Here is a 21,854-nt window from a genome sequence, read left to right on the forward strand (position 1 = left end):
TCTATATTTAGACAACTGTCTAATTAGATGATTGCCTAATGAATGCTACCAACAGCGCCTTCAAAGCCATCGCCGATCCGGCGCGGCGTGAAATCCTGCGTTTGCTGCGCGGCGGCGAGATGACGGCCGGCGAGCTGGCGGAGCATTTCGACATGAGCAAGCCGACCATGTCGCATCACTTCGCCGTGCTGGCGGAAGCCGACCTGATCACGCGTCGGCGTGAAGGCCAGACCATCTGGTATGGCCTCAACACCACCGTGCTGCAAGACGTGCTGGCCTGGATGATGGATCTGGCCGGCGACCAACCTCCAGGGAGAAAGAAATGAAGCCTCGTGCCTTATTGCTGTGCATCCTGATGATCGTCGCGATGACGGCGGTCACCGCTTATGTTTATCCTTCGCTGCCGGCGTGGATGCCGATGCACTGGAACGCGGCCGGGCAGGTGGATGGCTACGGGCCGCGCTGGCAGTTGTGGCTGCTGGGGCCGGTCAGCATGAGCGGCTTCCTGTTGCTGGGCATGGCGCTGCCGTGGCTGTCGCCGAAACAGTTCGAGGTGCAGGCTTCCGGCGCCACCTACGGCTACCTGATGGCGATTCCGGTCGCGCTGATGGCCTGTGTCGAGGTCATGGTGCTGTGCGCGGCCTTGGGTGTGCACGTGCCGGTCGAACGGGTGGCGCCGGCGCTGGTGTTTATCGTGCTGATTTTGATCGGCAATCCTATGGGCAAGGTGCGGCGCAATTTCTTCCTGGGCATCCGCACGCCCTGGACCTTGGCCAGCGAGCGCGTATGGCACGCCACGCATCGGCTGGCCGGCAAGCTGATGGTGGGTAGCGGCGCGCTTGGTTTGCTCGCGGTGTGGCTGGGTGCGCCGCATTGGCTGCTGCTGGCGATTATGATGGCGTGGGCGCCGGTGGCGGCCAGCTACTCGCTGCTGCTGTACAAACGTCTTCCTCAATAAATGGAGAAAAGTATGAAGCTGTTGCTGTCTTTGATGATGCTGTCCTCGTCCGTGTTGGCCGCCTCGCGGCCGGTGTCGCTGGAGGTGGGTGGCGGCACGGTGTATGGCACCGAGCTGACGCCCGATGGCGTGAAAGGCAAGGTGCCGGTGGTGCTGCTGCACGCCGGCTCCGGCCCCACTGACCGTGATGGCAACAGCAAGCTGCTGCCCGGTCCTAACGATTCCCTGAAAATGGTGGCGGAAGGTTTGGCACGCAATGGCATCGCGTCGATCCGCTACGACAAGCGCGGCATCGGCTCCAGCGCGCTGCCGGTGTGGCGGGAAGAGAATCTGCGTCTCGACGATTACATCGGCGATGCCGCCGCCTGGCTGCGCAGGCTGCGTGCCGATCCGCGCTTCTCGCGCGTGGTGATGGCGGGGCATAGCGAAGGTGCGCTGATCGCATCGGAAGCCTGTGCGCAGGGCGGGGCGGATGCCTGCGTGCTGATCGCCGGTATCGGCCATGGCCTGGACGACATCTTGCGCGAACAGCTAAAGGACAAGCTGCCGCCAACGCTGCTGGCCGAGAGTGAAGAGATTCTGACTTCGCTCAAGCAGGGCAAGACCATCGACAAAGTACCGCCGCCGCTGATGGCGCTGTATCGCCCGGACGTGCAGCCGTATCTGATCTCCACCTTGCGGCATGATCCGCGCCAAGCGATTGCCGCGCTGAAGATGCCGGTGCTGATCCTGCAAGGCACGTCCGACATTCAGGTGCCACAGGCGGAGGCGAAACTGCTGTCCGCCGCCGCGCCGCAGGCCAAGGTGGTGATTGTGGAGGGCATGAACCACGTGCTGAAAATCGTCGGCGACGACAAAGCCCTCCAGCAAAAATCCTACGCCAGCCCGGACCTGCCGGTCGCGCCGCAACTGATCGAGGCGCTGAGCAGCTTCGTGGCTCACTAAGCCGTCGTCCCGGCGAAGGCCGGGACCCAATGAAGCGCTGGGGTGGCGCGCATTGGAGTCCGGCCTGCGCCGGAATGACGCAGCGTGGCAGGTCAGGCGATGTTGTCGGCGCCCGGTGCGCCGAACAACTGCTGCTTGAGATGATGCAGCTGGTCGCGCACTTGCGCGGCCTTCTCGAACTCCAGATTCTTGGCGTGATCCAGCATGGCTTTCTCGAGGCGCTTGATCTCCTTGCTGATCTGCTTCTCGCTCATGGATTCGTACTTGGCCGTCTCCTGCGCCACCTCCAGCTCTTCCTTCGCTTCCTTCTCGCTGTAGACACCGTCGATCATGTCCTTGATCACCTTCTTCACGCCGCGCGGCACGATGCCGTTGGCTTCATTGAAGGCGATCTGCTTGGCGCGGCGACGCTCGGTCTCGCCGATGGCGCGCTCCATCGAATCGGTCATGCGGTCGGCGTACAGCAGCGCCACGCCGTTCAGGTTACGCGCGGCGCGGCCGATGGTCTGGATCAGCGAGCGCTCGGAACGCAGGAAGCCTTCCTTGTCGGCGTCCAGGATGGCCACCAGCGACACCTCGGGCAAGTCCAGGCCTTCGCGCAGCAGGTTGATCCCGACCAGCACATCGAAGGTGCCGATGCGCAGGTCGCGCAGCAGTTCCACACGCTCCACGGTTTCGATATCGCTGTGCAGGTAGCGCACCTTGATGCCATGGTCGCTCAGGTATTCTGTCAGCTGTTCCGACATGCGCTTGGTCAGCGTGGTGACCAGCACGCGCTCGTTCTTGGCCACACGGTCGGTGATCTCGGACATCAGGTCGTCCACCTGCGACAGGGCGGGGCGCACGATCACTTGCGGGTCCACCAGGCCGGTCGGACGCACCACCTGTTCCACCACCTGGTCGGCGTGCGACTTCTCGTATTCGGCCGGTGTGGCGGAGACGAAAACCGTCTGCCGCATCTTCTGCTCGAACTCTTCGAATTTCAGCGGGCGGTTGTCCAGCGCCGACGGCAGGCGGAAGCCGTAGTCCACCAGATTGGTCTTGCGCGAACGGTCGCCGTTGTACATGGCGCTCAGTTGGCCGATCAGCACGTGCGACTCGTCGAGGAACATCAGCGCGTCTTTCGGCAGATAGTCCACCAGCGTTGGCGGCGGCTGGCCCGGCAGCGCGCCGCTCAGGTGGCGCGAATAGTTCTCGATGCCCTTGGTGAAGCCGATTTCGGCCATCATCTCCAGGTCGAAGCGGGTGCGCTGTTCGAGGCGCTGTTCTTCCACCAGCTTGCCTTCCTTGCGGAAGAACTCAAGACGGTCGCGCAGCTCTTCCTTGATGGTCTCGATGGCGCGCAGCACGGTGGCACGCGGGGTCACGTAGTGCGAGCCCGGATACACGGTGAAGCGCGGGATCTTGGTCTTCACGCGGCCGGTCAGCGGATCGAACAGCTGGATCGATTCCAGCTCGTCGTCCCACAGCTCAAGGCGCACCGCGAGGTCCGCATTCTCGGCCGGGAAAATGTCGAGCGTGTCGCCGCGCACGCGGAAGGTGCCGCGGCCGAAGTCCACCTCATTGCGCGTGTACTGCATCTGGATCAAGCGCGCGATGATGTCGCGCTGCGCCACGCGGTCCTTCTGGCGCAAGGTCAGGATCATCTGATGGTACTCGTTCGGATTACCGATACCGTAGATGGCCGACACCGTCGCCACGATCACCACGTCGCGCCGTTCCATCAGCGACTTGGTGCACGACAGGCGCATCTGCTCGATGTGCTCATTGATGGACGAATCCTTTTCAATGAACAGATCGCGCTGCGGCACGTAGGCTTCCGGTTGGTAGTAATCGTAGTAGGACACGAAGTACTCGACCGCGTTCTCCGGGAAGAATTCGCGGAACTCCGAGTACAGCTGCGCGGCCAGGGTTTTGTTCGGCGCGAACACAATCGCCGGCCGGCCCTTGCGCGCGATGACGTTGGCCATGGTGTAGGTTTTGCCGGAACCGGTCACGCCGAGCAGGGTCTGGAAAAACAGGCCGTCGTCGATGCCTTCGCACAGCTGATCGATCGCCGTCGGCTGATCGCCGGCGGGCGGGAAGGGCTGGTGCAGTTTGAACGGCGAATCCGGGAACGTAACCACGGTCGCTTTGGGGGTATCTGCTACAGGTAAATCAGCCATCTTGCTCAGACCTTTGTTAGAATAATGGCCTGCCGGCGGCCTGAAGTGTTTATTTTAAGGGCGCTGTCTATACATCTCTGCTGCGAACCGCTTCCAATTGAATCCAATCTTATCATGACGAATCCTAGCTTGTTCAGCGCCATCGACATGGCACCACGCGACCCTATCCTGGGTATTACCGAAGCCTTTAACGCCGACCAGAACCCTCAGAAAATCAATCTGGGCGTTGGCGTTTATTATGACGACAACGGTAAAGTGCCGCTGCTATCGTGCGTGCAGAAAGCGGAGGAAATCCTGATCGCGGCGCCGGCGCCGCGCACCTACCTGCCGATCGAAGGCCTGGCTGCCTACGACAAAGCGGTGCAAGAGCTGGTATTTGGCGCCGACAGCGCTGTTTTGCAAGAGAAGCGTGCCGTCACCGTGCAAGCCATCGGCGGCACCGGCGCACTGAAAATCGGCGCCGACTTCCTGAAGCGCTTCGCCTCGGACGCCGAAGTCTACATCAGCGACCCAAGCTGGGAAAACCACCGCGCCCTGTTTGAAAGCGCCGGCTTCAAAGTCAACAACTACGCCTACTTCGACGCCGCCACCCACGGCGTCAACTTCGCCGGCATGATCGCCGACATCAAGGCCATGCCAGCCGGCTCCATCGTGCTGCTGCACGCCTGCTGCCACAACCCGACCGGCGCCGACCTGACCTCGGCCCAGTGGGATGAGGTGATTGCCGCCGTGACCTCGCGCGGCCTGGTGCCGTTCCTGGACATGGCTTACCAGGGCTTCGGCGCGGGCATCGCCGAAGACGGCGCCGTGGTGCGCCGCTTCGCTGCCGCCGGCGGCCCGCTGCTGGTATCGAACTCGTTCTCCAAATCGTTCTCGCTGTACGGCGAGCGCGTGGGCGCGCTGAGCGTGGTGGCTGCCACCGCCGAAGAAGCGTCGCGCCTGATGTCGCAACTGAAGCGCGTGGTGCGCACCAACTACTCCAACCCACCGGTACATGGCGGCAAGGTGGTGGCAACCGTGCTGACCACCCCGGAACTGCGTCAGATGTGGGAAGACGAACTGGCCGCGATGCGCGTGCGCATCAAGGAAATGCGCGAAGCCTTCGTGGTCAAGCTGCAAGCCAAGGGCCACGACTTCGCCTTCGTGCGCGATCAGGTTGGCATGTTCTCGTACTCGGGCCTGAGCAAGGCGCAAGTGGAGCAACTGCGCGCCAAATCGATCTACGCCGTGGACACCGGCCGCATTTGCGTGGCCGCGTTGAATTCGCGTAATATCGATATCGTTATTGACGCCATCGCCGAAGTGCTCTAAACTCTTGTTTCTTCGCGTTGAGCTGCACAGCTTGATGCGAAAGGCAGCATGAAATACCGCAGTCGATCGGGCCTTGCCGGAACGAAAGAAACAGTATAAAATGTTGCCTCTAATCCCTGATAGCTCAGTCGGTAGAGCGACGGACTGTTAATCCGCAGGTCCCTGGTTCGAGTCCAGGTCGGGGAGCCAGAATACCAACGGCCCCGCGAGTCATCGCGGGGCCGTTTTCGTTTCCCGTCAGGGAACTATTTCCAGTCGTACGGCCACTGAACTCCAGTAGTCCAAAATGCCACTACTGGATCTCAAGCATGTTCCCTGCTATTTCAAGAACGCAATCCTCGCTGGCCGGCATTGATCCGGCCCCGGAGCCCGCACCGGGAGCCGGTGGTGCTGAGAGTGCCGGTTCACCGATGCCGGATGCCCCTGCGCGCCTTCCTCCCGCAGCGACGACTTCGGGTTCTTCGCGCACGCTTTTCGTGAACCAAATCGCCGGGCATGACAAGCAGCTGGCGAGTTATCTGATGGGCCGCAGGGTGGTGGGGCGAGAGATCGAGGGTGAGGAGCTGGCGCGCCTGCGCCAGGCCAATAATGTCTTGCAGGAGTCGCGTGAGGCCTTGCACATCGGGCGTGGAAACGTCACGACGGATATTGCCGCCACCGACGGCCGCAGCGCCCTCACTTGCTCAGCGGCCAGGGTGGTTCGCAAGAGCAAGAAGCTGGATGAACTGCCCATGCATCGGGCCGCCATCGCCGAGATCGCGGGAGCGGGGAACTGCGGCGAGCATTCCGCAGTGGCCGCGCACAAACTGGCGGCCCGGCTATCCGAAAACGAGGAAGTGCACAGCGTCTATAACCGCGCCGCCGATCACGGCTGGGCCGAAGTGCGCACATCGCCCCCGGATCAGCGGCCCGCTATCGTTGTGGATGCCTGGGGCGAGGGTCCGGCGATACACGCGGAGGACGCGCTTTTCGCATCGTCCGCCATACCGGCCGAACAGCGGGTGAGCGATTTTTCGTATGACGCCCGGACGGCGCCGGCCGCATTGGCGGATAAGGCGAATTTTTTGGCCGAGCAGGGCGGCGTTATCGAGGGCAGAATCGACGCAGTGCGAAAACGGCTGCCAGCGCATGGTTTCGAACAGAGAAAAGTATTCAACCCCACGCCGATCATCGATCCCGCCTTTGCCAATGATGTCAGCGAAAAGATGTCAGACCTGCATGACATGACCATGTTTCGCTTGGATCTGCCGGCATTGGAAAGCGCGGATTTTCGCAATAAGCTGCTTGCCACGAGCGTGCTCAGGGAACTCGGTGCGTCGGTCAAGGAGGCCACGGCCGCTGCGGCTGAAGTGTCATCGGCTGCCGGCGCGCTTGCCCGCGCGCCACAGAATCCCGCTCGCTCCCATGCCGCGCTACAGGCTCAGGCGGCCGAGATTCAACGCTCGGCTCAGCGGCCATTATTGGACCTATTCCCCTCCGGCCCGTCCGATGAGGGGGCCCTGTCGAGAAGGAGGGGCCGCGACCCCGGATCTGACGACGAACATGATGCGCGCGACGTTCGCCAACGCCGGACTTGATATCCCTCACACTCCTTGTGATGCGGTCCCTGTGGCTTGGCGCTTCTGTCGTACACTCTGGCGATGGCGTCCAGGGGAGGGGGTATGGAAATTACACAAGTGATCGTGAACCTGCCCAGTGAGCAGGTGGAGTTTCTGGAGCGGGTGGCCAGAAAAGAGCGGCTGACATTCACCGACATCTTGCGCCGGGCAATTGACTTCCTTCGCCCCGTCTATGGCGGTACTAAGTCCAAGTAGCGCCCTCAACGGAGAAGTTTCGTTCAGGACTAGACAACGGGGGATGCGCTGTATATAATTCTGGCCTCAATTCCCTGATAGCTCAGTCGGTAGAGCGACGGACTGTTAATCCGCAGGTCCCTGGTTCGAGTCCAGGTCGGGGAGCCAGAATTCATAAGGACCCGTGAAAAATCACGGGCCTTTTCTCATTGGTTATTCCCCATATATTCCCACTTCGGGAACGGAGCGACGACGAGCAGCTCGACGCCGGTCGATGTCACGGGCCTCACGTCGGGCTTCGTGGCTATCTCTCTGGGGCGACCATACCTGCGCCCTTACTGCTGCATGAGGCGTCAAGTGCTGAGGATACAACCCCTTTGGGGGGGAGGCTGTAATGGATGCTGCATCGTGGGCGCTCCAAGTTACATCCCACGGCACTGCTCCAGTTCCGGCCTGAATGCAATTGCACTGCCTTGTGAACTACTCTTCGCCAGGAGGTACGCGCAACCCGATGCACCTCACGGCATTGAAATAGATCCGCTTCTCTTCCTCCAGGGGCATCTTGACCCACTCGGTCAGTTCGTTCAACGGAGGAGTGTGCCGATCCAGGAAATCGAACGCCTGCCGGACGTCGAACCTGACCTGTTTGACTGCTTTCTTCGTGGAGCGGCCGTTCGCCCACTCGACGTCCATCTGGCACAGCGCGAACGTGGACAGGGTGTACGTCGGCTGCGTCGCCCTCGCGAAGAAGATCAGATCGGGCAGAGCTGCGTCGAGCTTGGCGACGTATGCGCGGACCTCTGGTATCTCGAACAGCTCGCGCGGGTCGGTGTCGTAGCCAGAAAACATGAGCTCGACCTTGCCTTGGCACTGGGCGGCCATCTGTCTCGTCACGCGCATCCGGTCGAAGAACGCTCGCGGCAGCGCGACCTCTTGGGTCGTCACGTCGGTCTCGTCGAGCGTGTAGTAGATGACCGACGATTCGCCCATCATCTGGTTGACCTTCCAGTAGACTTCGAGCTCGGCGAGGCCGTCGCGGATTGGGTCTACCATGCCGAGCAGTTGCCGTTCGGCCTCCGCAAGCTTGTTCTCGAAGGGGACCGTGATCTTCCATCCCGATTCCGTCGATTCGGTCTCTTCCGGCCGGAACATGACCCAGTAGCAGTCGTGCGTGTCCGGGTCGCAGAGGCAGACCACTACGGGAATTGGATAGTTCACCAGGTAGTTGAAATGCTTGGATTCCCCCCTGTAGACGAATCCCCACCTGTTCCTTTCCTTCAGGAAGGACTTGCCACACTTGATCTGGACCGCGAGCATCTGGCCCGTGACGGATCCTTCCTCGGTGACCAGCTCGACTTGCCCGTCGATCCCGAAGTCGTGCTCTTGGTGGTTCCTCTTGAAAAGCCAACCGAAGGAATTGCTCACGATGCGGGACACGATCCCGATGCCGAGTTCCCCAAGCTTGGCGGACGACGAGTACTGCGGAAAGCCTTTTTTCATTTCGCTTTGCTTCTCACTGTTGCGCGCGCCGGGCCCTATTACGGACAGTAGTCTGGACGCTGGCGCCGGATGGCGCCTTTCCAATGGGCATTTTACAGGTAGGGTTCTCTGTGGGGGAAGGATGGGGCGTGCACTATGCCTTATGCAACGCTCTGCCGCTGAGCCTGCGTTTCGTTATGGGTGTTTCTGGCAATGCCTACACCGGCATTCCAGCGCAATCGCGACGCCTTCAGTATTCAGGCAGCTTAGGCCGTCGCCGAACCGCTATAGACTCCTTATGCGTTCCAAGACTTCTGTGATGTGTTTCGGGTATTGGCCGCTGAAATATTCGGAGGTCAACGGATTCTGCGCGAAGAAGTGGCAGCATAGGTTCACCCAGTCGGCGGTGCTGACTGCTCCGTTCAGCTTAAACAGTTTTTTAGAGCGGGACTTGATCTGCTCGCTGTTCTTCGCGTTGTAGTTGAAATCCGAATCGCGTCGGCTCATGTACTCTGACGGCGAGTAGTACTGCATCGCGCCGTCGAAATGGCGGAACATTCCCGTCTCCGAGTCGAATTCCGCATGGACGTACCGGGCGGGGTGGAAGATGCTGTCACCAAGTTTGATGGTTGTCCTTTCCGATTTGATTTCGAGAGCCTGGAATGTCTTGATTCTTCCGTCGGAGCTCCACTTGATGTCCAAACAGTGCGAATCGGTGAAGAACATGGAAACGTGGGAATCGCTCAGGTCTAAGGGCGGCTTCAGCTTCGTGATCCCATCGGGAATTTTGGATACTTCCTCGTTGAAAGGGGCGCCGAACCAAGTGTCAAGTTCCGCAATGTAGCTCCTGCTATTGAGCTTCACGCGATCCTCATCAATGGCGATGTACTTCAGCACTTCCTCGCCAGCGTAGGCCCAGAAACGGTCCACAAAGAGCGGGGTGAAGCCGCTCGCTTCATGCAGTGCTCGGCGGAAGTGCGGGTGGGCCATGACGGTGAAGTGCTCGCACTGAACGTAGCCGGTTTGGGAACTCTCACTCGCATTTTCAGCGAGCCAGCCAAACGGCACCAGTCCGTCCTTCTCGCGGGGTACCGGGGAGAGAAGTCTCTCGACCAACTTCGGTGCCGTCGCGACGATGCCAGTCGTCTGGAAATATCTGAAGTCGCTGTCAGTCAGGTCGATTCCCTTCCTGCGCGCAACCGAGATTAGGGCTTCGATTTCGGCTCGATGCGATTCGAGCTGCTGCTTTTCGAGCTCGGCCAGGCCGCGCAAGTAATCGGCCATGAACTGCTCTTCGGATCGGGCTGTGGTGCTGGGTTCTGTCGTCATCGGATGGCGGGCTGAAAAAGTATGGCGGTGCCGGGACTTGATTTTATTGCCTTTTTGCTACAATGACTATGTAAAAGGTCTTCTGCGGAACGGCGGACCTTTTCTTTGTTCTAAGCGAAAAGCATGGAGTCGTCGGAATGTACGATCTTACGATTGACGATCTCGTAGGAGACTCCGTTTCTCGGATGCGGCGCCTTGCCGGTAAGGTGCCTCCCTATCGAGGGACAACCTGGTAGCGGAAAAACAGCTCGCGAACGAGATCCGGTCAAAGGCGGAGGTGCTTCGCTTACATCCCTTCCTCGTGCGGGAGGTAATTCCGGGAATCCGCGAACTGGTCGTCCACGGCCATTACCTGCTTTCCTACCGGATCAGGCCCTGACGGGTGGAAATCGTCCAGGTATGGTACACGTCGCAGGACCGGTAGGAGGGGACTGCTGGTATTGCCTCAAGCTGGGAAAGAATCGATAGCTCCTTACCCGCCTAACTGGAGGGCTAGATGATCCGAATCGAGGAAATCGGCGAACGTGAGCTGACGCAATCGCTAGCGCACGCTGGGTACGTTCTGCTCGCTTTCGAGCTTATGAAGAGCCTCGTAGTGCTGCCGGTCAAGCAGTTCTATTCCAACGTCACGTTCGGAACCGGAGTGCCCTTCAAGTCGTATGAGGAAGACGTGCGGCGCCGTCACAAAAACGAGTTCGAAGCATGCCTCTTTTATCGTGAAGGCGCGGTCGGATGCCAACGCATTGCGCGACCAGGAGTTGGCAAAGCTTCGTAAATTATTGGAGACCAAAGACGTTGCGGGTTATGAAGTACAGGCAAGTACATGTGCAGCACGTTTCGAACGCTTGTCAAGAACTCTGTCGAAAAGGTTCTTGTGACAATTTGTGAATTTTTCAACAAGGCAACATGCTATTCTGGGTATGTAACCGGATTTGGTTTCGGAACCGTGAAAGCTCAACTTAACCTATAAATTTATGCAACTTACCCTTCACAAAAAACTCGGCGATGGCGCATTCGCTGATGTTTGGCACGCAACTGACCAGCTAGAGCGAGATGTAGCAGTGAAAATTGTTCGTCCTGCAAACGTAGGCGTTGCCGATGCTCTCGCTCATGCGAAGGCTTTAGCGAGAGCTAGCCATCCCAATGTCGTTGCTGTACTCACTCTTGAACAAGTTGATGATCCTGATGGAAAGGGGAAGGTTGACTGTGTAGTAATGGAATTGATTAGAGGGCAGACGCTAGCCGAAACATTCGAGGGCGAAATTTTGACTTTGAAGGAGGTCGAATCGCTAGGCTTAGGTATATTAGATGGGTTGGCACATATACATGCACAAGGCCTTGCCCACGGCGATCTTCATGAAGAGAATATAATGGTCGCTGAGGGCGTGGCCAAAGTGATTGACATCCTGTACCTTAATTCACTTGCGACACTTAGCACCGAGAAAAAATCCTCTCGACTTAGGAAGGATATTTTGGGCCTGAGGCTCATGCTTCAGCAATTGATTATTCATTCTGAGCTCGACTCGGCGGAAGCAACAGAGTTCAACAATCTTCTAGAGTCTGATTCTGCGATTGACGATATCCGCTCAGCGTTCCTTTCTATATTAAATCCTGATACAGGAGTCGCAACAGAGCGAGCCCTCGAACATGCGTTTGCTCGTCTAACAGAAGAAGCATTTGTAGATGGTCCTGAATATGCCGAGGCTCTCGCAGAGGAAACCGCAGACGAAACTATTGTGCCACTCTTCAAGAAACTGATAGAAAGCAATTCATATGAGTCTCGTCAGCAGACTTATATTGAATTGTTATGGGATCGATTGGGTGATATGGAAAAGAAAGAGGTTGCACTGGAAGTCGGAAAAATTCTGGATGTCGAAATGCCCAAAGGCCGCTGGGTGCCAGGGCTTCGTCTACTCTATGCATTCGGTCGTAAAGGATGGGATTCATTAGGTGTTCGCCTGAGAGTCAAACTTGAGGGGCTTATCGTCAAGGACGTACTTGCCGGACACAAGGACATTCACAGCACAAAAAAATTAAATGGCGGAGCACTCGGAACGCATGCTAATAGGTTTTGGCGGCGCTTTTCTCATCCTGAAGTGCTTGCCGATAACTTGGTCTCATTGTTGAGACAAAATTGGTACACTCAGAACTATGTCGGTGAATATTTTTTTAAACAGATCCCAGCAATCGCTCGAGCCACAGATAAGCGAGAGGATTTCATTGCTGCACTCAAGTCCGCTGTCGCGAATGATGCCCGTCTTATTGCGCGGAAAATTGACGATTTGCCTGATGATTGGATAGTCGCTATCCACGAGAATGATTAGTGAAAAGTTGTTTGATAAATATTTTGGAAAATTGATATGGTTCAGTTGTGTCGACCTAAAATTAAAACACCTGAAAACGCTAAAATTTTATATTGTCTTGGAGAGACTGGGTCGCTACTAGTTGGTGATTTTTTTCTCCCCGCCTATATCACTGAAAGCATTGGTATGGCAGAAGGATTGGGTCATATCCATAAAATACTTATAGAAAAAGAAGGTGTTGAGAAAAATAGTGATCCGGAGCTCATAAAGACAATTTTAGCACGTGCGGATGATAATATTAAATGGGCGAAAGAATTTCGAGAGGACGGTTATCATCAGATTCATACATTAACATTTATAAGCGAATGGGCTGCGCAAGAAGCCGGAAATGAAAATGTCATAGCTGCAATTATTGAAACAATAAAGGAATCTGCTAAAGTGGCGGCATCGAAATTTGCTGCTGGCCGTTATAATATGGAAAATTGGCCTTGGCCCAATGAAACATGTCTTGAGATTGCTCAAAAACTTGATCAGAAGGCGAAAGATAAAACTCCTGATGGCGGCTGGGATATCTCAGCCAGACTAACTGTACTCTTCGACTGGCTGGGAGTATCTTTGAACATTGCTCCTGATGTTGCGGCCAGATATAACGAGGCCTCAATGATTAGAAATGTAATTGTGCATCGCTATGGGCGACTGGGGAGCGGCGATGCTAAAAATGTAACGCATTTGGCCGAGTGGGTAGGGAAAACAGTGCCGATGACACGAGAAAGATTGGGTGAGTACCATAATGCTATCGTTGCGATTCATTTGGCAATTTTCAATGGTGTGCGAGCCAATGGATGGAAGTAGCGAAGCAATGGACGAAAAAATTGGGCTGAGTGTTTCCGGATTCTTGTGCTCGGCTCCGGTTCGGCGTTCGGCAGCTGTAAGCCCTTGAGCTGCATCAACTTTTTGCCAACAGGGCCACGGCAGCAGCTATACTGTTTCGGTATCGGTACGTGTCAAGGCAGTTGTCGCATAAAGCTGTTTTAGAATGCGTCGGTTTTGTCCTTTCCTCAGCGGGTCATGCGGCGCGACGCTGGTCAAGTTTGGACGGCGGATTGAGCCAAACCTCGTCAGCCACCTGCCACGCGCGTGGCGGCCGTTTCCAGCGCGACGGATGGCGCTCGCGCGCCTGCGCGTAGACCTCTCGCCGCTGCCGCAGAACGGCGTCGGCAACGCCGCTGTGGCGCTGCTCTGGCGTCACGAAGGACAGGCCGCTGTGCAGGTGCTCGCCGTTGTACCAGGTGACGAATTTCAGCACCCATTGCCGCGCCAGTTCGATGTCCTTGAATCCATTCGGCGGATAGCCAGGCGCGTACTTGCAAGTGCGAAACCAAGCTTCGATATGGGCGTTGTCGTCCGATACGCCGGGGCGGCTGTGCGACGGCGTGATGCCCAGTATCTCCAGCTTGGACTTGGGCGTGTGCGCCTTTTGCGCCGCGCCATTGTCGGCGTGCAGCACCAGCGGCGTGTTGTGGCGACGGCGCTCGCGCCAGCAGGCTCGTTCAACCAACGCGGCCGCCTCGTCGCCACCCTCGCGCGCATCACCTCCCATGCGACCAGCTTGCGGCTGAACAGGTCGATGACGGCGTACAGATAGAAGAACATGCCGCGCACCTGACGGGACAAGTAGGTCATGTCCCAGCTCCACACCTCGTTGGGGCCGTGGGCCACGTGGTGCCGCGGTTCGGTGCGCTGGGGCGCCTTGGCGCGGCCGCGATGCCGCTATTCTTGCGCGGCTCGCAGTATGCGGTAGAACGACGATTCGGACGCCAGATAGGTTCCCTCGTCGGCCAGACGCGGCACAATCTGCGCCGGCGGCAAGTCGGCGAAGCGCGCCTCGTGGCAGACGTCGAGCACACGCTGGCGTTCTTGCTCGCTCAGCTTGTGCGTCGGTGCCGGCCGGGCCGCCGTCGGTCTCGCATCCGCACGGACCTCGCCTGTGCGACGCCAGCGCTCGACGGTGCGCGCACTCAGGCCCAGTTCGGCACAAGCCGAACCAAGATGGGCGCCATCCTGGCAGGCTTGCTCAATATCGGCGACCAACTCCTGGCGCTGCGGCAACGCAATCATGCGTCCTCGCCGTCGGTCCACAGCGCTTCGTACTTTCGGGACGACACCAGCAGCGCCGCCGTCTCCGCCAAGGCCTTCTCCTTGCGGCGCAAGTCCCTTTTATGCGGCGCGCTCATTTGGCTGAGCGCGTGCTCTTTCTTCTCGTTGGTGTATTTCGTCATCGTCAAATCCATCGCCCCAGGGCGGATTAGAACTCCAATTGCTGGAGGCGACAACTATTTTGACAGAGGGGGGTATTAGGTCGGTTTTTGAGAGACGCAGCGGCAGGGGCTGGAAAACCCATTGCGTTTCTTCGACTTGGTGGTTATCTGCTTGCCGGATCGCCGTTCTGTTAATCCGCAGGTCCCTGGTTCGAGTCCAGGTCGGGGAGCCAGAATACTGTAGCATGCCAAGACCCCAGCCCTAACCCGGTTGGGTTTTTGCGTTTTAGGGCCCGTTTATTTGCGCATAGTGGACCGCAGCGAGGCTGTTGGGGGGCGGGTGGCGGCTACCCATTAGGCTGGGCTCGCGCTGCGCAGGCGAGCACTCTGCAAGCCGGTTGTTGGACCCTGCAGGGCGCGGCTAATAGTGCGTCAGTCGCGATGCGGGGAGCCGATCAGGCGGCGATGGTCGTGCTGGAAGTGTTGGAAGCGGCGTAAGAGGGCGGGGCGCTATCCACTCTACTCGGCTAGTCGCAGGAACTCAGCTGGCGCCAACACGGAGATTCCCCGATATGGGTGCATGTCCAACAGGTGGTTGTCGCCACTCACGATAATTGGCGATTCGGCCTCCATCGCCAATTCCAGAAATTTGTTGTCCTTGGGGTCTGCACAATCGGAGATTGTGATAGACACGTTCAGGAATTTGCTGCTCCTCGCCATCATCAGCATGAATTCGATGCGGCTCGCATCGGGAAAATAGCGGTCGAATTTCTTGCGCGCGATCACTTCGGCGAACTCTGCCCAGGTTTCTTCGGAATGGACGAGTTGGTAACGTTCGACGGCCTGCAGCAATGCTTTCCGGCTTACCGAGTCAGGGATGATCGCGGCGCTGATGAGGGCATTGGTATCGAAAACGAGATGAGGCAAATTACTTTGTGTCATTTACCAGGCGAGTTATATCGGCTTCCGTCAACCCTTCCGCCTTCGCCTGATGACCGATGCGAGACAGCACGTCCGCCAGAGCATTAGAGGCTTCCTTGCCATGCAAGGGGGCAAGTTCGCGTACGACTTTCATGAACTGGAAAAGCGCCTCTTTCGCATCCCCGTTCGGAGAAATTACAACGGACACAGGGCGGCCGCGTCGTGTGATGAGCACGGGCTCGCGCTGGGAAGTGTCAATCATTTCGCCAAAGTGATTCTGCGCTTCGAGGGAGGTCATGGTTCGCATACGCTGATACAGAGTCGTTAGTGGCTATTACAGACATTATAGGTGCTTCTGTGCCGGTTTCCAGCGAACCTGCCGAATGCCGTCCTTATCGGAGTGTGCTGTGCTCCGACTTGTTTTTGGCCCCATCCAGCTCGCGGACCGAACTATTTGACTTTATTTCCTGCATAAAGGTTCGAATAGTGTCCAGCGGGTAATCTTCCGGAAGGTGACGCAGGACGTCCTGCTCGCAGCTGGCAATTTCCTCGCACATCTCTTCCATCAAGTGCAGCCGGTCGGGGTCGGTTAATCCCGGGGAGTAGGTCATCGGCAAGGTGTCGAACGGGATGCCGACGCCATTGCAGGCCAGGAATTGGCCCAGGCTGCGGATGGGGCCCCACATGATGCGGCGCGCGGCTTGAAGCAGGCGGTTGTCGTGCAGATGCGACCAATCCAGCGCCATGCACACCAGCCAGTAGTACAAGTTGGACAGCCATGCCACTTTCCGGAAAGTCGGCGACTGGATCGCGCCATCGGCGGAGTCGAACGCGCTCGGATTGAGCGGCAATGGGTATGCTGGGTAGTCGGCGTGCTGCGGCGGTAATTCCCACGGGTTCGCCACGCCCGCGAATGCCGGGTGCGTGCCGAGCAAGATGCTGCTGAATAATTCAAAATGGCCGCCTTCGCCTTCATTTTTGATCTTGCCCAGCTCATTGCGCCAATGCGCATAGTCCAGGCCGGGAAAGTGGCCTGAAGTGTCCAGCTCGTCGAGCATGGCGACAATGCGATCATAAATACTGCCGACCGGATTGAGGCGGGTATAGCGGTTCAGCCAGTGATTGACCGCCTTGCTGATGTCATCGCTGTCATCGGACAGGATCTTGCCGTGCGGCGCTTCGATGTAGACATATTTGGCGACGCTGCCAGGACTCAGCGGTTCCAGATGCACCGGGAACGGATAGATATCGGTTTCGAGAGGGAATTGCTGGCGGCCCAGGTTGGGCCGCGCGCCCAGCGCGACCAGCAGCTGATTCACCGTATGCAGATGCACCATTTCTTCGATCGCCACGCCAAGCAAGCTGTTGGGTGGGCCGCCGTGGCGGTGGGTGCTCCAGCCGGCAAGCATCGCGTAGCGCGGCAGCTTGACGGAAAAAACCGCATACAGGTACTGGATCATCAACGAATGCTCGATTTCCGCCGCCGAGCGCAACAGCCGGATCAGCTCCAGATGGGCCGATGCGAAGGTGCGCCCCGCCGGTTTGGCGATCGTCTCGAAGTAGGGCGGCGGCGGCGTCAACGGCGACGTGTCGGGCACGTCGTCCGGGTTGACGCCGATCACGTTGGCCGCCAGCCGCTTGACCGAGGCATAATATTTGGCATAGCCCGTACAGCGACAGTAATTTTCGCCCAGCGCATCGTGTATCAGTTGCGGCAACTGATCGATGGCAACCGGCTTGACCTTCAGTTGTTCCAGCAGACCAATGGTCGACATGATAAAACCCGGCGCGCAATAGCCGCACTGGAACGCGAATTGGTCGACAAATTCCTTCTGCACGTCGGCATACGCGGTTCCCGCGACGGACTCGATGGTATAGACGCTTTGGCCCTGGCAATGGCGTAGTGGCGTCATGCAGCTTTGCTGCGCGCGCCGGTGACCTGCCTGTGGGTCATCCACCAGCACCGTGCAGGCCCGGCATTCACCGATGCCGCAGCCAAACTTGGTGCCCCTGAACTGGAGATCGGGATAGTCATGCAGCAGATTCAGCAGCGATCTGCTGCCGTTCGCCGAGACGTGGACTTCCTCGTCGTTGACGTTCAGCCGGATGTCGATTTTATCCATCAGGTATGGTCCTCAAAGGCTGTCAGGATGAATTTGCGGGTCAGCGGCAGTTGCAGTTCGCCGAGCCATTGGTAGTTGCCGGAAGCGTGGGCGATCGCATTGGCCAGGGCGGGGGCGACGGTCGTCATGACCGCCTCGGCAATGCCTTTCGAGCGCGCTTTAGGCTGGTCGTCGGACAAGATACTGACGCCGGCCGGCAGCGGTATCAATTCCAGCGTGTGCCGGACCGGCGCCACGTTTTTGAAGCGCGGCGCCCGGTAGGTATGGAAATTCATGAAGTCCGCGTCGCGCGGGTCGTCGGGGATTTGCTCGGACAGCGCGAAGCCCAGTCCCATGGCGAAGCCCCCCTCGGCCTGGCCTTCGACGATTTCCTTGCTGATGATGTCGCCCGCGTCCAGGATGGAATGGCAGGACAGCACCGTCAGGCGGCCACTGGCGCGGTCCACCGTGATTTCCACCAGGTGGCCCGCCGCCGCGTACAGCGAGCGCTGCGGCGCGCTTTTCGATGGGTCTTCCGGGACCACCAACTGCGCCTCCCATACCTCGTCGAAGGTGGATTGAATCGCCAGGCCATCAAGGAACAGCCGGGTCTTGGTCTGGTTGAGAATCGCGCTGGACTTGCGCCAGCCATTCTGGAAGGCGGCATGGCACATGACGCCGCTCCATAGCTTTTTCTCACGGATCATATCGAGCAGCGTGGCGCGCGCAATCGGTGCCTCGCCCGGAATATGCAGCGCACCGCCTTCCCAATGGTATTCCGCGGGAAGGGCGGCAAGGCCCAGCAGAGCTTGCGCGGCGGGCAGGAAACCGTATTGCATCAGCATGGCACAGGCTTCACGGATCGGATGCTGATGGATGAAGGCGGTGCGCGACGCGGTGCTGGAGCTGTGGACCAGGCGATTAGGAAACGGCGTTTCAAACACACCGGTCTCGGCCAACCTGATGTCTTCCATCTCCGGCCGGATGCCCAGCAGCGTTTCGACGATCAGGGCCAGGGAGGTGCGGCTGCCCTGTCCCATTTCCGCCGCGTCGGAATACATCATGACGCGGCCATCACGCGTCAGTTGCACAGCGCCGAACACGGGATCGCTGGACGCGCCATACGCCTCCATGTTGGCGGCGAAGCCGACGCCGTAGGCCAGTCCCCGTTCCCGCATTTCAAGCTGGCGCGCGTTGCGGTTGAGCCAGACATCATGCGCACGGGCGCGCTCCAGCGTCTCCTGGTTGGCAACGTGGAAGTTGAGCGGATAACCGGCGGGGTCCAGATCGCCCTTTTTGAACAGGTTTCGCATCCGCAGTTCGAGCGGATCGATATTGAGTTGATGGGCGACCCGGTCCACCAGCGTCTCGATATGCAAACAGGCTTGCGGGATGCCAAAGCCGCGCGATGGGCCGCAGGGTGTATGAGGGCGCAAGGAAGCCATGCCGTGCAGGGATGTCTTCGGGATATTGTAGGGGCCGGTAAGGTGCAGGGCGCCCAGCGCGACAATGGGGCCGCTCAGGTTGGCGTGGATGCCGGCCCCGAGCACATAATATGCCTCAAGTGCCAGGAATTGCGCCGATTCCGGCGCGACACGCAGGGTGGACTGCACGACGGAAGAATGCCGTTTCAGGCCTAGCAGGAATTGCTGAAAGCGATCCCAGCGCAGCCGCACCGGCCTGTCCTTGGCATACACCGCAGCCAGCGCCAGATAATAGACGAACAACGAGCCGTTACGGCCGCCAAAGCCGCCACCGATATCGTGATTTTTTGCCTGGACTTCGATTTTGTCCTTCTCCCCCAGGCCGAGCGATTTGCGATAGGCGGCAATGGCGGCGCCGGCGTTGCCGATGTCGGTGTAAATATTCTGGCTGCCAAGTTGTAGATGCAGGGTTTTCTTTGCCGATTCGTACCAAGCCAAGCCGGATTCCGGCTCCAGAAAGGCGTTATCGCCCAGCATGGTGGTGGATTTATGCACGTACAGGTTGGGGTCTTTCCCGGTTGCCGGCTTTAACGCCTGCCTCACCTCGTGATAGACGTCCCAGGCGGCCTCTTCGGCTTCGATGTTGTCGCTGAAGCGCGGCGTGGGCGGATCGCCCACGTTGCGCGTTTTAAAGCCGGCCTGACCACTATCGAACGCGGGCCTTTTGCCCGGTGTCTTCAAATAGCTGATCGCGCCGGTGCTGGCCTGGGGCAGCTTCAGCTGTCGCCATGCCTCCATATCGTCATCGAGCGAAAAACGGCGCCGTAACTGGTCGTCAGGTTGGTACTTGCCCTGAAACTGGCTCAGCTCACGCAAATACTGGTTGGCAAAAAAGGCCGTCTCGCTGTCCTCGTAAAAAGCGATCGCAATTGGCTGGCCGAAGAAGTCCGGTGTCTCGCCCACGGATGCAAAAAGCGGGGGACCATTGAATTCAGCTTTCGTATCCTTGACTGGCTGAAACGCCAGGGATGGCCGGACTGCCTGCGGCAACTGTGTGCTGTCCCACGCGTTGATGTCGTGCTCAAGCGTTCTGGAGCAGACCAGAATGGCGTCGAGAGGGGCCAGTGTTGTGGCCCATATGCCGGACGGGCCGAAGTCGCTGGTGAAAATGCGCTTGCCCTGACTTTTGGCCGGCCCTTCGATTCGTCCCATCGGTGTCTCCTGTCGGCTACAACAAGTTGCAATAAACTTATTTAATATAGAGTAACATTGATGTGTTTGAAAACACAAGATGCACCTTGAGCCGCATGTCTGCCAGTCGCAAGCCGGATTCAAAAGGAAGGTTGAATGGAATTTGAAAAGAAGGAAAAGTCGCAATCGCACGCTTTTGTCTTTTTTGACGCAGGGCCGCCCTATTGTCAGCTGGGATGGTCGCGCTATCGCGAATTCAATGATTTGATTCTGGCTGCCTTAGGCGACTCCGAGCAGGCTGGCGTTACGGTGTATTTGCATGAGCATGAGTTTCCGCACATCGAAGGTTGTTTCGTCTGGTGCTTCAGTTTTTTTCAAGCTGATCCGGGCATCCGGGAAACGTTGAGCAAACGCCTGCAAGCGCGGATTGAAAGCATCATGTCGCAGTTTGCGGAGCTGCGCGACAGCATGGTCTTGCGCAATCACAGTGACGAGTTCGACATGACGCCAGACTTCGCCCGCTACTATGTGTCCCTGGTGGACTTGGCTGACAAGGAACTGCTGCCGGTGTACCCGTCAAGAGCGAAGAAGAGCTACGACAAACCCGATCTTGACCTTGACGTATTCAAGAAGGAAATTACTGTTGAGGAATTCAAGGCCCAGATCGGCGAGCACTTGTCCCACTCTTCAATCGCGCACATAAAGTATTTGTTGGCGCCGGACGGCTTTTTTTCGACTGTCCACCGGCCCAATAAATATCTTAGGGAAGAACTCATTCCCGCGTTTTACTTCATGCTTCGACGGCGGATTCCAGACGCGGCAACCATGAAGTTTGGGCTGGAAAAAGGAGAAATTGACGTCAAGATCAAGCTCCCGAACGAAGTCTCCATGAGCCTGGAAATCACCTCGGCACTTCCCGAAGGGGATCACCTCCTGTTCTCCATAGTGAATCAAGGATGGCAGGGCGATTTGCCGGTGAAAACGCGACATGAACTGAAAAAGGCTAACGATAGCCTTGCTGGGAAGGTCGTCGCTGCAATCGCTAAAAAGCAAGAGAAAACTTACCCGGCCAACGCCACCCTGCTGGTCGTGATTCCGCCCGAGTATCTGTATCAAGGTGAAGAGTACATCCTGAATGAGATGTTGAACGAGGTGCGTTCCCGCTTGAGTGAGGGGAAAAGGAGTTTTTGTGAAGTCGTGGCCTTGTGTAACGGGAAAATTTATACCGTGTTCTGATGAGGTATATCAGAAGTGCTAATCCACCATGGCGGCCAAGGGCAGTCACCGGCCGCCAAGGCCAGGCTTACAGGCTTTTCACTTGCAGAGCCTGCTCGGGCGTTTTGATGTTGAACAGGCGGTCGATGTTGGGGTGCTTGCCCGGGTTGGCGCGGGCGTCCTGCGTGTGCTCGGCATAAATCTTCAGGCCCAGTTCCGCCGCCTCGGGCGTAATCGCCCCCAGCGTTGCAGCCAGCCAATGATAAACGCGCAGCGAGCCGGCCTGGCCGGGTTTGTTTTCGATCTTTGCCACCGGCGTGCCGGACTGGTCGACCAGTTCGATAGCAGCCACCGCATCCATGACGGGAAGCTGGGCCAGGTTGTCTGAGAATTTGTCGCTGAAGTTCGGTTGTGGCATGAGTACTCTTGCAAATGGTTAAGTGAAAAGCGCTATTTTGGC

At 58.1% G+C, this 21,854-nt stretch carries 21 protein-coding genes and 2 tRNA genes; 12 read left to right on the forward strand and 11 right to left on the reverse strand.

Going from position 1 to position 21,854, the window contains the following annotated elements:
- Positions 1-38: 38 nt before the first annotated feature.
- Genes GM676_RS18525 through GM676_RS18535 form a run of 3 tightly spaced genes read left to right on the forward strand, consistent with a single transcriptional unit; the run spans position 39 to position 1,903 of the window.
- Positions 39-326 carry an autorepressor SdpR family transcription factor gene (locus GM676_RS18525; protein ID WP_155465327.1) on the forward strand — a complete coding sequence of 96 codons (288 nt, stop codon included), beginning with the start codon at positions 39-41 and terminating at the stop codon, positions 324-326.
- Positions 323-958 (forward strand): SdpI family protein, encoded by a 636-nt coding sequence (locus GM676_RS18530; RefSeq protein ID WP_155465329.1) that lies wholly within the window; start codon positions 323-325, stop codon positions 956-958. Before GM676_RS18525 ends, GM676_RS18530 begins: the two co-directional genes overlap by 4 nt.
- 12 nt (positions 959-970) lie before the next feature.
- Complete coding sequence (locus GM676_RS18535; RefSeq protein ID WP_155465331.1) at positions 971-1,903, forward strand: alpha/beta hydrolase; 933 nt, start codon at positions 971-973, stop codon at positions 1,901-1,903.
- A gap of 92 nt (positions 1,904-1,995) precedes the next feature.
- On the opposite strand, the gene uvrB is transcribed toward GM676_RS18535, so the two are convergent.
- Positions 1,996-4,068 carry an excinuclease ABC subunit UvrB gene (gene uvrB, locus GM676_RS18540; protein ID WP_155465333.1) on the reverse strand — a complete coding sequence of 691 codons (2,073 nt, stop codon included), beginning with the start codon at positions 4,066-4,068 and terminating at the stop codon, positions 1,996-1,998.
- A gap of 114 nt (positions 4,069-4,182) precedes the next feature.
- Between uvrB and GM676_RS18545 the strand changes: the two genes are divergently transcribed.
- The 5 genes from GM676_RS18545 (at position 4,183) to GM676_RS18565 (ending at position 7,340) form a co-directional block, all read left to right on the forward strand.
- Positions 4,183-5,379 carry an amino acid aminotransferase gene (locus GM676_RS18545; protein ID WP_211923259.1) on the forward strand — a complete coding sequence of 399 codons (1,197 nt, stop codon included), beginning with the start codon at positions 4,183-4,185 and terminating at the stop codon, positions 5,377-5,379.
- Between the two features lie 113 nt (positions 5,380-5,492).
- Positions 5,493-5,568, forward strand: a tRNA-Asn gene (locus GM676_RS18550).
- Positions 5,569-5,687: 119 nt separating this feature from the next.
- Positions 5,688-6,956, forward strand: coding sequence for a hypothetical protein (locus GM676_RS18555; protein WP_155465335.1), 1,269 nt, complete (start codon positions 5,688-5,690; stop codon positions 6,954-6,956).
- 84 nt (positions 6,957-7,040) lie between these two features.
- Positions 7,041-7,193, forward strand: coding sequence for a hypothetical protein (locus GM676_RS18560; RefSeq protein ID WP_155465337.1), 153 nt, complete (start codon positions 7,041-7,043; stop codon positions 7,191-7,193).
- A 71-nt stretch (positions 7,194-7,264) separates the two neighbouring features.
- A tRNA-Asn gene (locus GM676_RS18565) sits at positions 7,265-7,340 on the forward strand.
- 312 nt (positions 7,341-7,652) lie between these two features.
- On the opposite strand, the gene GM676_RS18570 is transcribed toward GM676_RS18565, so the two are convergent.
- Both GM676_RS18570 and GM676_RS18575 read right to left on the reverse strand, forming a co-directional pair.
- Positions 7,653-8,672: a DUF4365 and DUF1817 domain-containing protein gene (locus GM676_RS18570; RefSeq protein ID WP_155465339.1), complete on the reverse strand. Its 1,020-nt coding sequence runs from the start codon at positions 8,670-8,672 to the stop codon at positions 7,653-7,655.
- 264 nt (positions 8,673-8,936) lie between these two features.
- Positions 8,937-9,935 (reverse strand): hypothetical protein, encoded by a 999-nt coding sequence (locus GM676_RS18575; protein WP_155465341.1) that lies wholly within the window; start codon positions 9,933-9,935, stop codon positions 8,937-8,939.
- 541 nt (positions 9,936-10,476) lie between these two features.
- Here GM676_RS18575 and GM676_RS18580 point away from each other — a divergent pair.
- From GM676_RS18580 to GM676_RS18590, 3 genes are all read left to right on the forward strand, one after another.
- The gene (locus tag GM676_RS18580) at positions 10,477-10,755 is read left to right on the forward strand and encodes a hypothetical protein (RefSeq protein ID WP_155465343.1); all 279 of its coding nucleotides are present in this window, start codon (positions 10,477-10,479) and stop codon (positions 10,753-10,755) included.
- A gap of 199 nt (positions 10,756-10,954) precedes the next feature.
- Complete coding sequence (locus GM676_RS18585; protein ID WP_155465345.1) at positions 10,955-12,304, forward strand: protein kinase domain-containing protein; 1,350 nt, start codon at positions 10,955-10,957, stop codon at positions 12,302-12,304.
- Between the two features lie 36 nt (positions 12,305-12,340).
- Positions 12,341-13,135 (forward strand): hypothetical protein, encoded by a 795-nt coding sequence (locus GM676_RS18590; protein ID WP_155465347.1) that lies wholly within the window; start codon positions 12,341-12,343, stop codon positions 13,133-13,135.
- Between the two features lie 214 nt (positions 13,136-13,349).
- Here the strand turns inward: GM676_RS18590 and GM676_RS18595 are convergent, their stop codons facing one another.
- From GM676_RS18595 to GM676_RS18625, 7 genes are all read right to left on the reverse strand, one after another.
- Positions 13,350-13,883, reverse strand: coding sequence for an integrase core domain-containing protein (locus GM676_RS18595; protein WP_155465349.1), 534 nt, complete (start codon positions 13,881-13,883; stop codon positions 13,350-13,352).
- Between the two features lie 170 nt (positions 13,884-14,053).
- Complete coding sequence (locus GM676_RS18600; RefSeq protein ID WP_155465350.1) at positions 14,054-14,401, reverse strand: helix-turn-helix domain-containing protein; 348 nt, start codon at positions 14,399-14,401, stop codon at positions 14,054-14,056.
- The gene (locus GM676_RS18605; RefSeq protein ID WP_155465351.1) at positions 14,398-14,562 is read right to left on the reverse strand and encodes a hypothetical protein; all 165 of its coding nucleotides are present in this window, start codon (positions 14,560-14,562) and stop codon (positions 14,398-14,400) included. Before GM676_RS18605 ends, GM676_RS18600 begins: the two co-directional genes overlap by 4 nt.
- Positions 14,563-15,060: 498 nt before the next feature.
- Entirely contained in the window at positions 15,061-15,483 is a 423-nt protein-coding gene (locus GM676_RS18610) for a putative toxin-antitoxin system toxin component, PIN family (protein WP_155465352.1), read from the reverse strand.
- On the reverse strand, positions 15,470-15,760 hold the full coding sequence (locus GM676_RS18615; RefSeq protein WP_211923260.1) for a type II toxin-antitoxin system Phd/YefM family antitoxin: 291 nt from the start codon (positions 15,758-15,760) through the stop codon (positions 15,470-15,472). Before GM676_RS18615 ends, GM676_RS18610 begins: the two co-directional genes overlap by 14 nt.
- A 94-nt stretch (positions 15,761-15,854) precedes the next feature.
- The gene (locus tag GM676_RS18620) at positions 15,855-17,585 is read right to left on the reverse strand and encodes a ferritin-like domain-containing protein (RefSeq protein WP_155465354.1); all 1,731 of its coding nucleotides are present in this window, start codon (positions 17,583-17,585) and stop codon (positions 15,855-15,857) included.
- Positions 17,585-20,200, reverse strand: a complete 2,616-nt coding sequence (locus tag GM676_RS18625; protein ID WP_155465355.1) for a xanthine dehydrogenase family protein molybdopterin-binding subunit — start codon at positions 20,198-20,200, stop codon at positions 17,585-17,587. Before GM676_RS18625 ends, GM676_RS18620 begins: the two co-directional genes overlap by 1 nt.
- Before the next feature lie 135 nt (positions 20,201-20,335).
- Between GM676_RS18625 and GM676_RS18630 the strand changes: the two genes are divergently transcribed.
- On the forward strand, positions 20,336-21,415 hold the full coding sequence (locus GM676_RS18630; RefSeq protein WP_155465356.1) for a hypothetical protein: 1,080 nt from the start codon (positions 20,336-20,338) through the stop codon (positions 21,413-21,415).
- Positions 21,416-21,482: 67 nt separating this feature from the next.
- Here GM676_RS18630 and GM676_RS18635 read toward each other — a convergent pair whose 3' ends face one another.
- Entirely contained in the window at positions 21,483-21,812 is a 330-nt protein-coding gene (locus GM676_RS18635; RefSeq protein WP_155465357.1) for a DUF2322 family protein, read from the reverse strand.
- Positions 21,813-21,854: the final 42 nt, after the last annotated feature.

Origin of the sequence: Duganella radicis, assembly GCF_009720825.1 — a bacterium.
GTDB classification, from domain to species: Bacteria; Pseudomonadota; Gammaproteobacteria; order Burkholderiales; family Burkholderiaceae_D; genus Rugamonas; species Rugamonas radicis.

Bases quoted from the DNA above. Each gene is read 5' to 3' on its own strand.
- GM676_RS18525 (WP_155465327.1), top strand. From the start codon at position 39: ATGAATGCTACCAACAGCGCCTTCAAAGCCATCGCCGATCCGGCGCGG.
- GM676_RS18530 (WP_155465329.1), top strand. From the start codon at position 323: ATGAAGCCTCGTGCCTTATTGCTGTGCATCCTGATGATCGTCGCGATG.
- GM676_RS18535 (WP_155465331.1), top strand. From the start codon at position 971: ATGAAGCTGTTGCTGTCTTTGATGATGCTGTCCTCGTCCGTGTTGGCC.
- uvrB (WP_155465333.1), bottom strand. From the start codon at position 4,068: ATGGCTGATTTACCTGTAGCAGATACCCCCAAAGCGACCGTGGTTACG.
- GM676_RS18545 (WP_211923259.1), top strand. From the start codon at position 4,183: ATGACGAATCCTAGCTTGTTCAGCGCCATCGACATGGCACCACGCGAC.
- GM676_RS18555 (WP_155465335.1), top strand. From the start codon at position 5,688: ATGTTCCCTGCTATTTCAAGAACGCAATCCTCGCTGGCCGGCATTGAT.
- GM676_RS18560 (WP_155465337.1), top strand. From the start codon at position 7,041: ATGGAAATTACACAAGTGATCGTGAACCTGCCCAGTGAGCAGGTGGAG.
- GM676_RS18570 (WP_155465339.1), bottom strand. From the start codon at position 8,672: ATGAAAAAAGGCTTTCCGCAGTACTCGTCGTCCGCCAAGCTTGGGGAA.
- GM676_RS18575 (WP_155465341.1), bottom strand. From the start codon at position 9,935: ATGGCCGATTACTTGCGCGGCCTGGCCGAGCTCGAAAAGCAGCAGCTC.
- GM676_RS18580 (WP_155465343.1), top strand. From the start codon at position 10,477: ATGATCCGAATCGAGGAAATCGGCGAACGTGAGCTGACGCAATCGCTA.
- GM676_RS18585 (WP_155465345.1), top strand. From the start codon at position 10,955: ATGCAACTTACCCTTCACAAAAAACTCGGCGATGGCGCATTCGCTGAT.
- GM676_RS18590 (WP_155465347.1), top strand. From the start codon at position 12,341: ATGGTTCAGTTGTGTCGACCTAAAATTAAAACACCTGAAAACGCTAAA.
- GM676_RS18595 (WP_155465349.1), bottom strand. From the start codon at position 13,883: ATGGGAGGTGATGCGCGCGAGGGTGGCGACGAGGCGGCCGCGTTGGTT.
- GM676_RS18600 (WP_155465350.1), bottom strand. From the start codon at position 14,401: ATGATTGCGTTGCCGCAGCGCCAGGAGTTGGTCGCCGATATTGAGCAA.
- GM676_RS18605 (WP_155465351.1), bottom strand. From the start codon at position 14,562: ATGACGAAATACACCAACGAGAAGAAAGAGCACGCGCTCAGCCAAATG.
- GM676_RS18610 (WP_155465352.1), bottom strand. From the start codon at position 15,483: ATGACACAAAGTAATTTGCCTCATCTCGTTTTCGATACCAATGCCCTC.
- GM676_RS18615 (WP_211923260.1), bottom strand. From the start codon at position 15,760: ATGACCTCCCTCGAAGCGCAGAATCACTTTGGCGAAATGATTGACACT.
- GM676_RS18620 (WP_155465354.1), bottom strand. From the start codon at position 17,585: ATGGATAAAATCGACATCCGGCTGAACGTCAACGACGAGGAAGTCCAC.
- GM676_RS18625 (WP_155465355.1), bottom strand. From the start codon at position 20,200: ATGGGACGAATCGAAGGGCCGGCCAAAAGTCAGGGCAAGCGCATTTTC.
- GM676_RS18630 (WP_155465356.1), top strand. From the start codon at position 20,336: ATGGAATTTGAAAAGAAGGAAAAGTCGCAATCGCACGCTTTTGTCTTT.
- GM676_RS18635 (WP_155465357.1), bottom strand. From the start codon at position 21,812: ATGCCACAACCGAACTTCAGCGACAAATTCTCAGACAACCTGGCCCAG.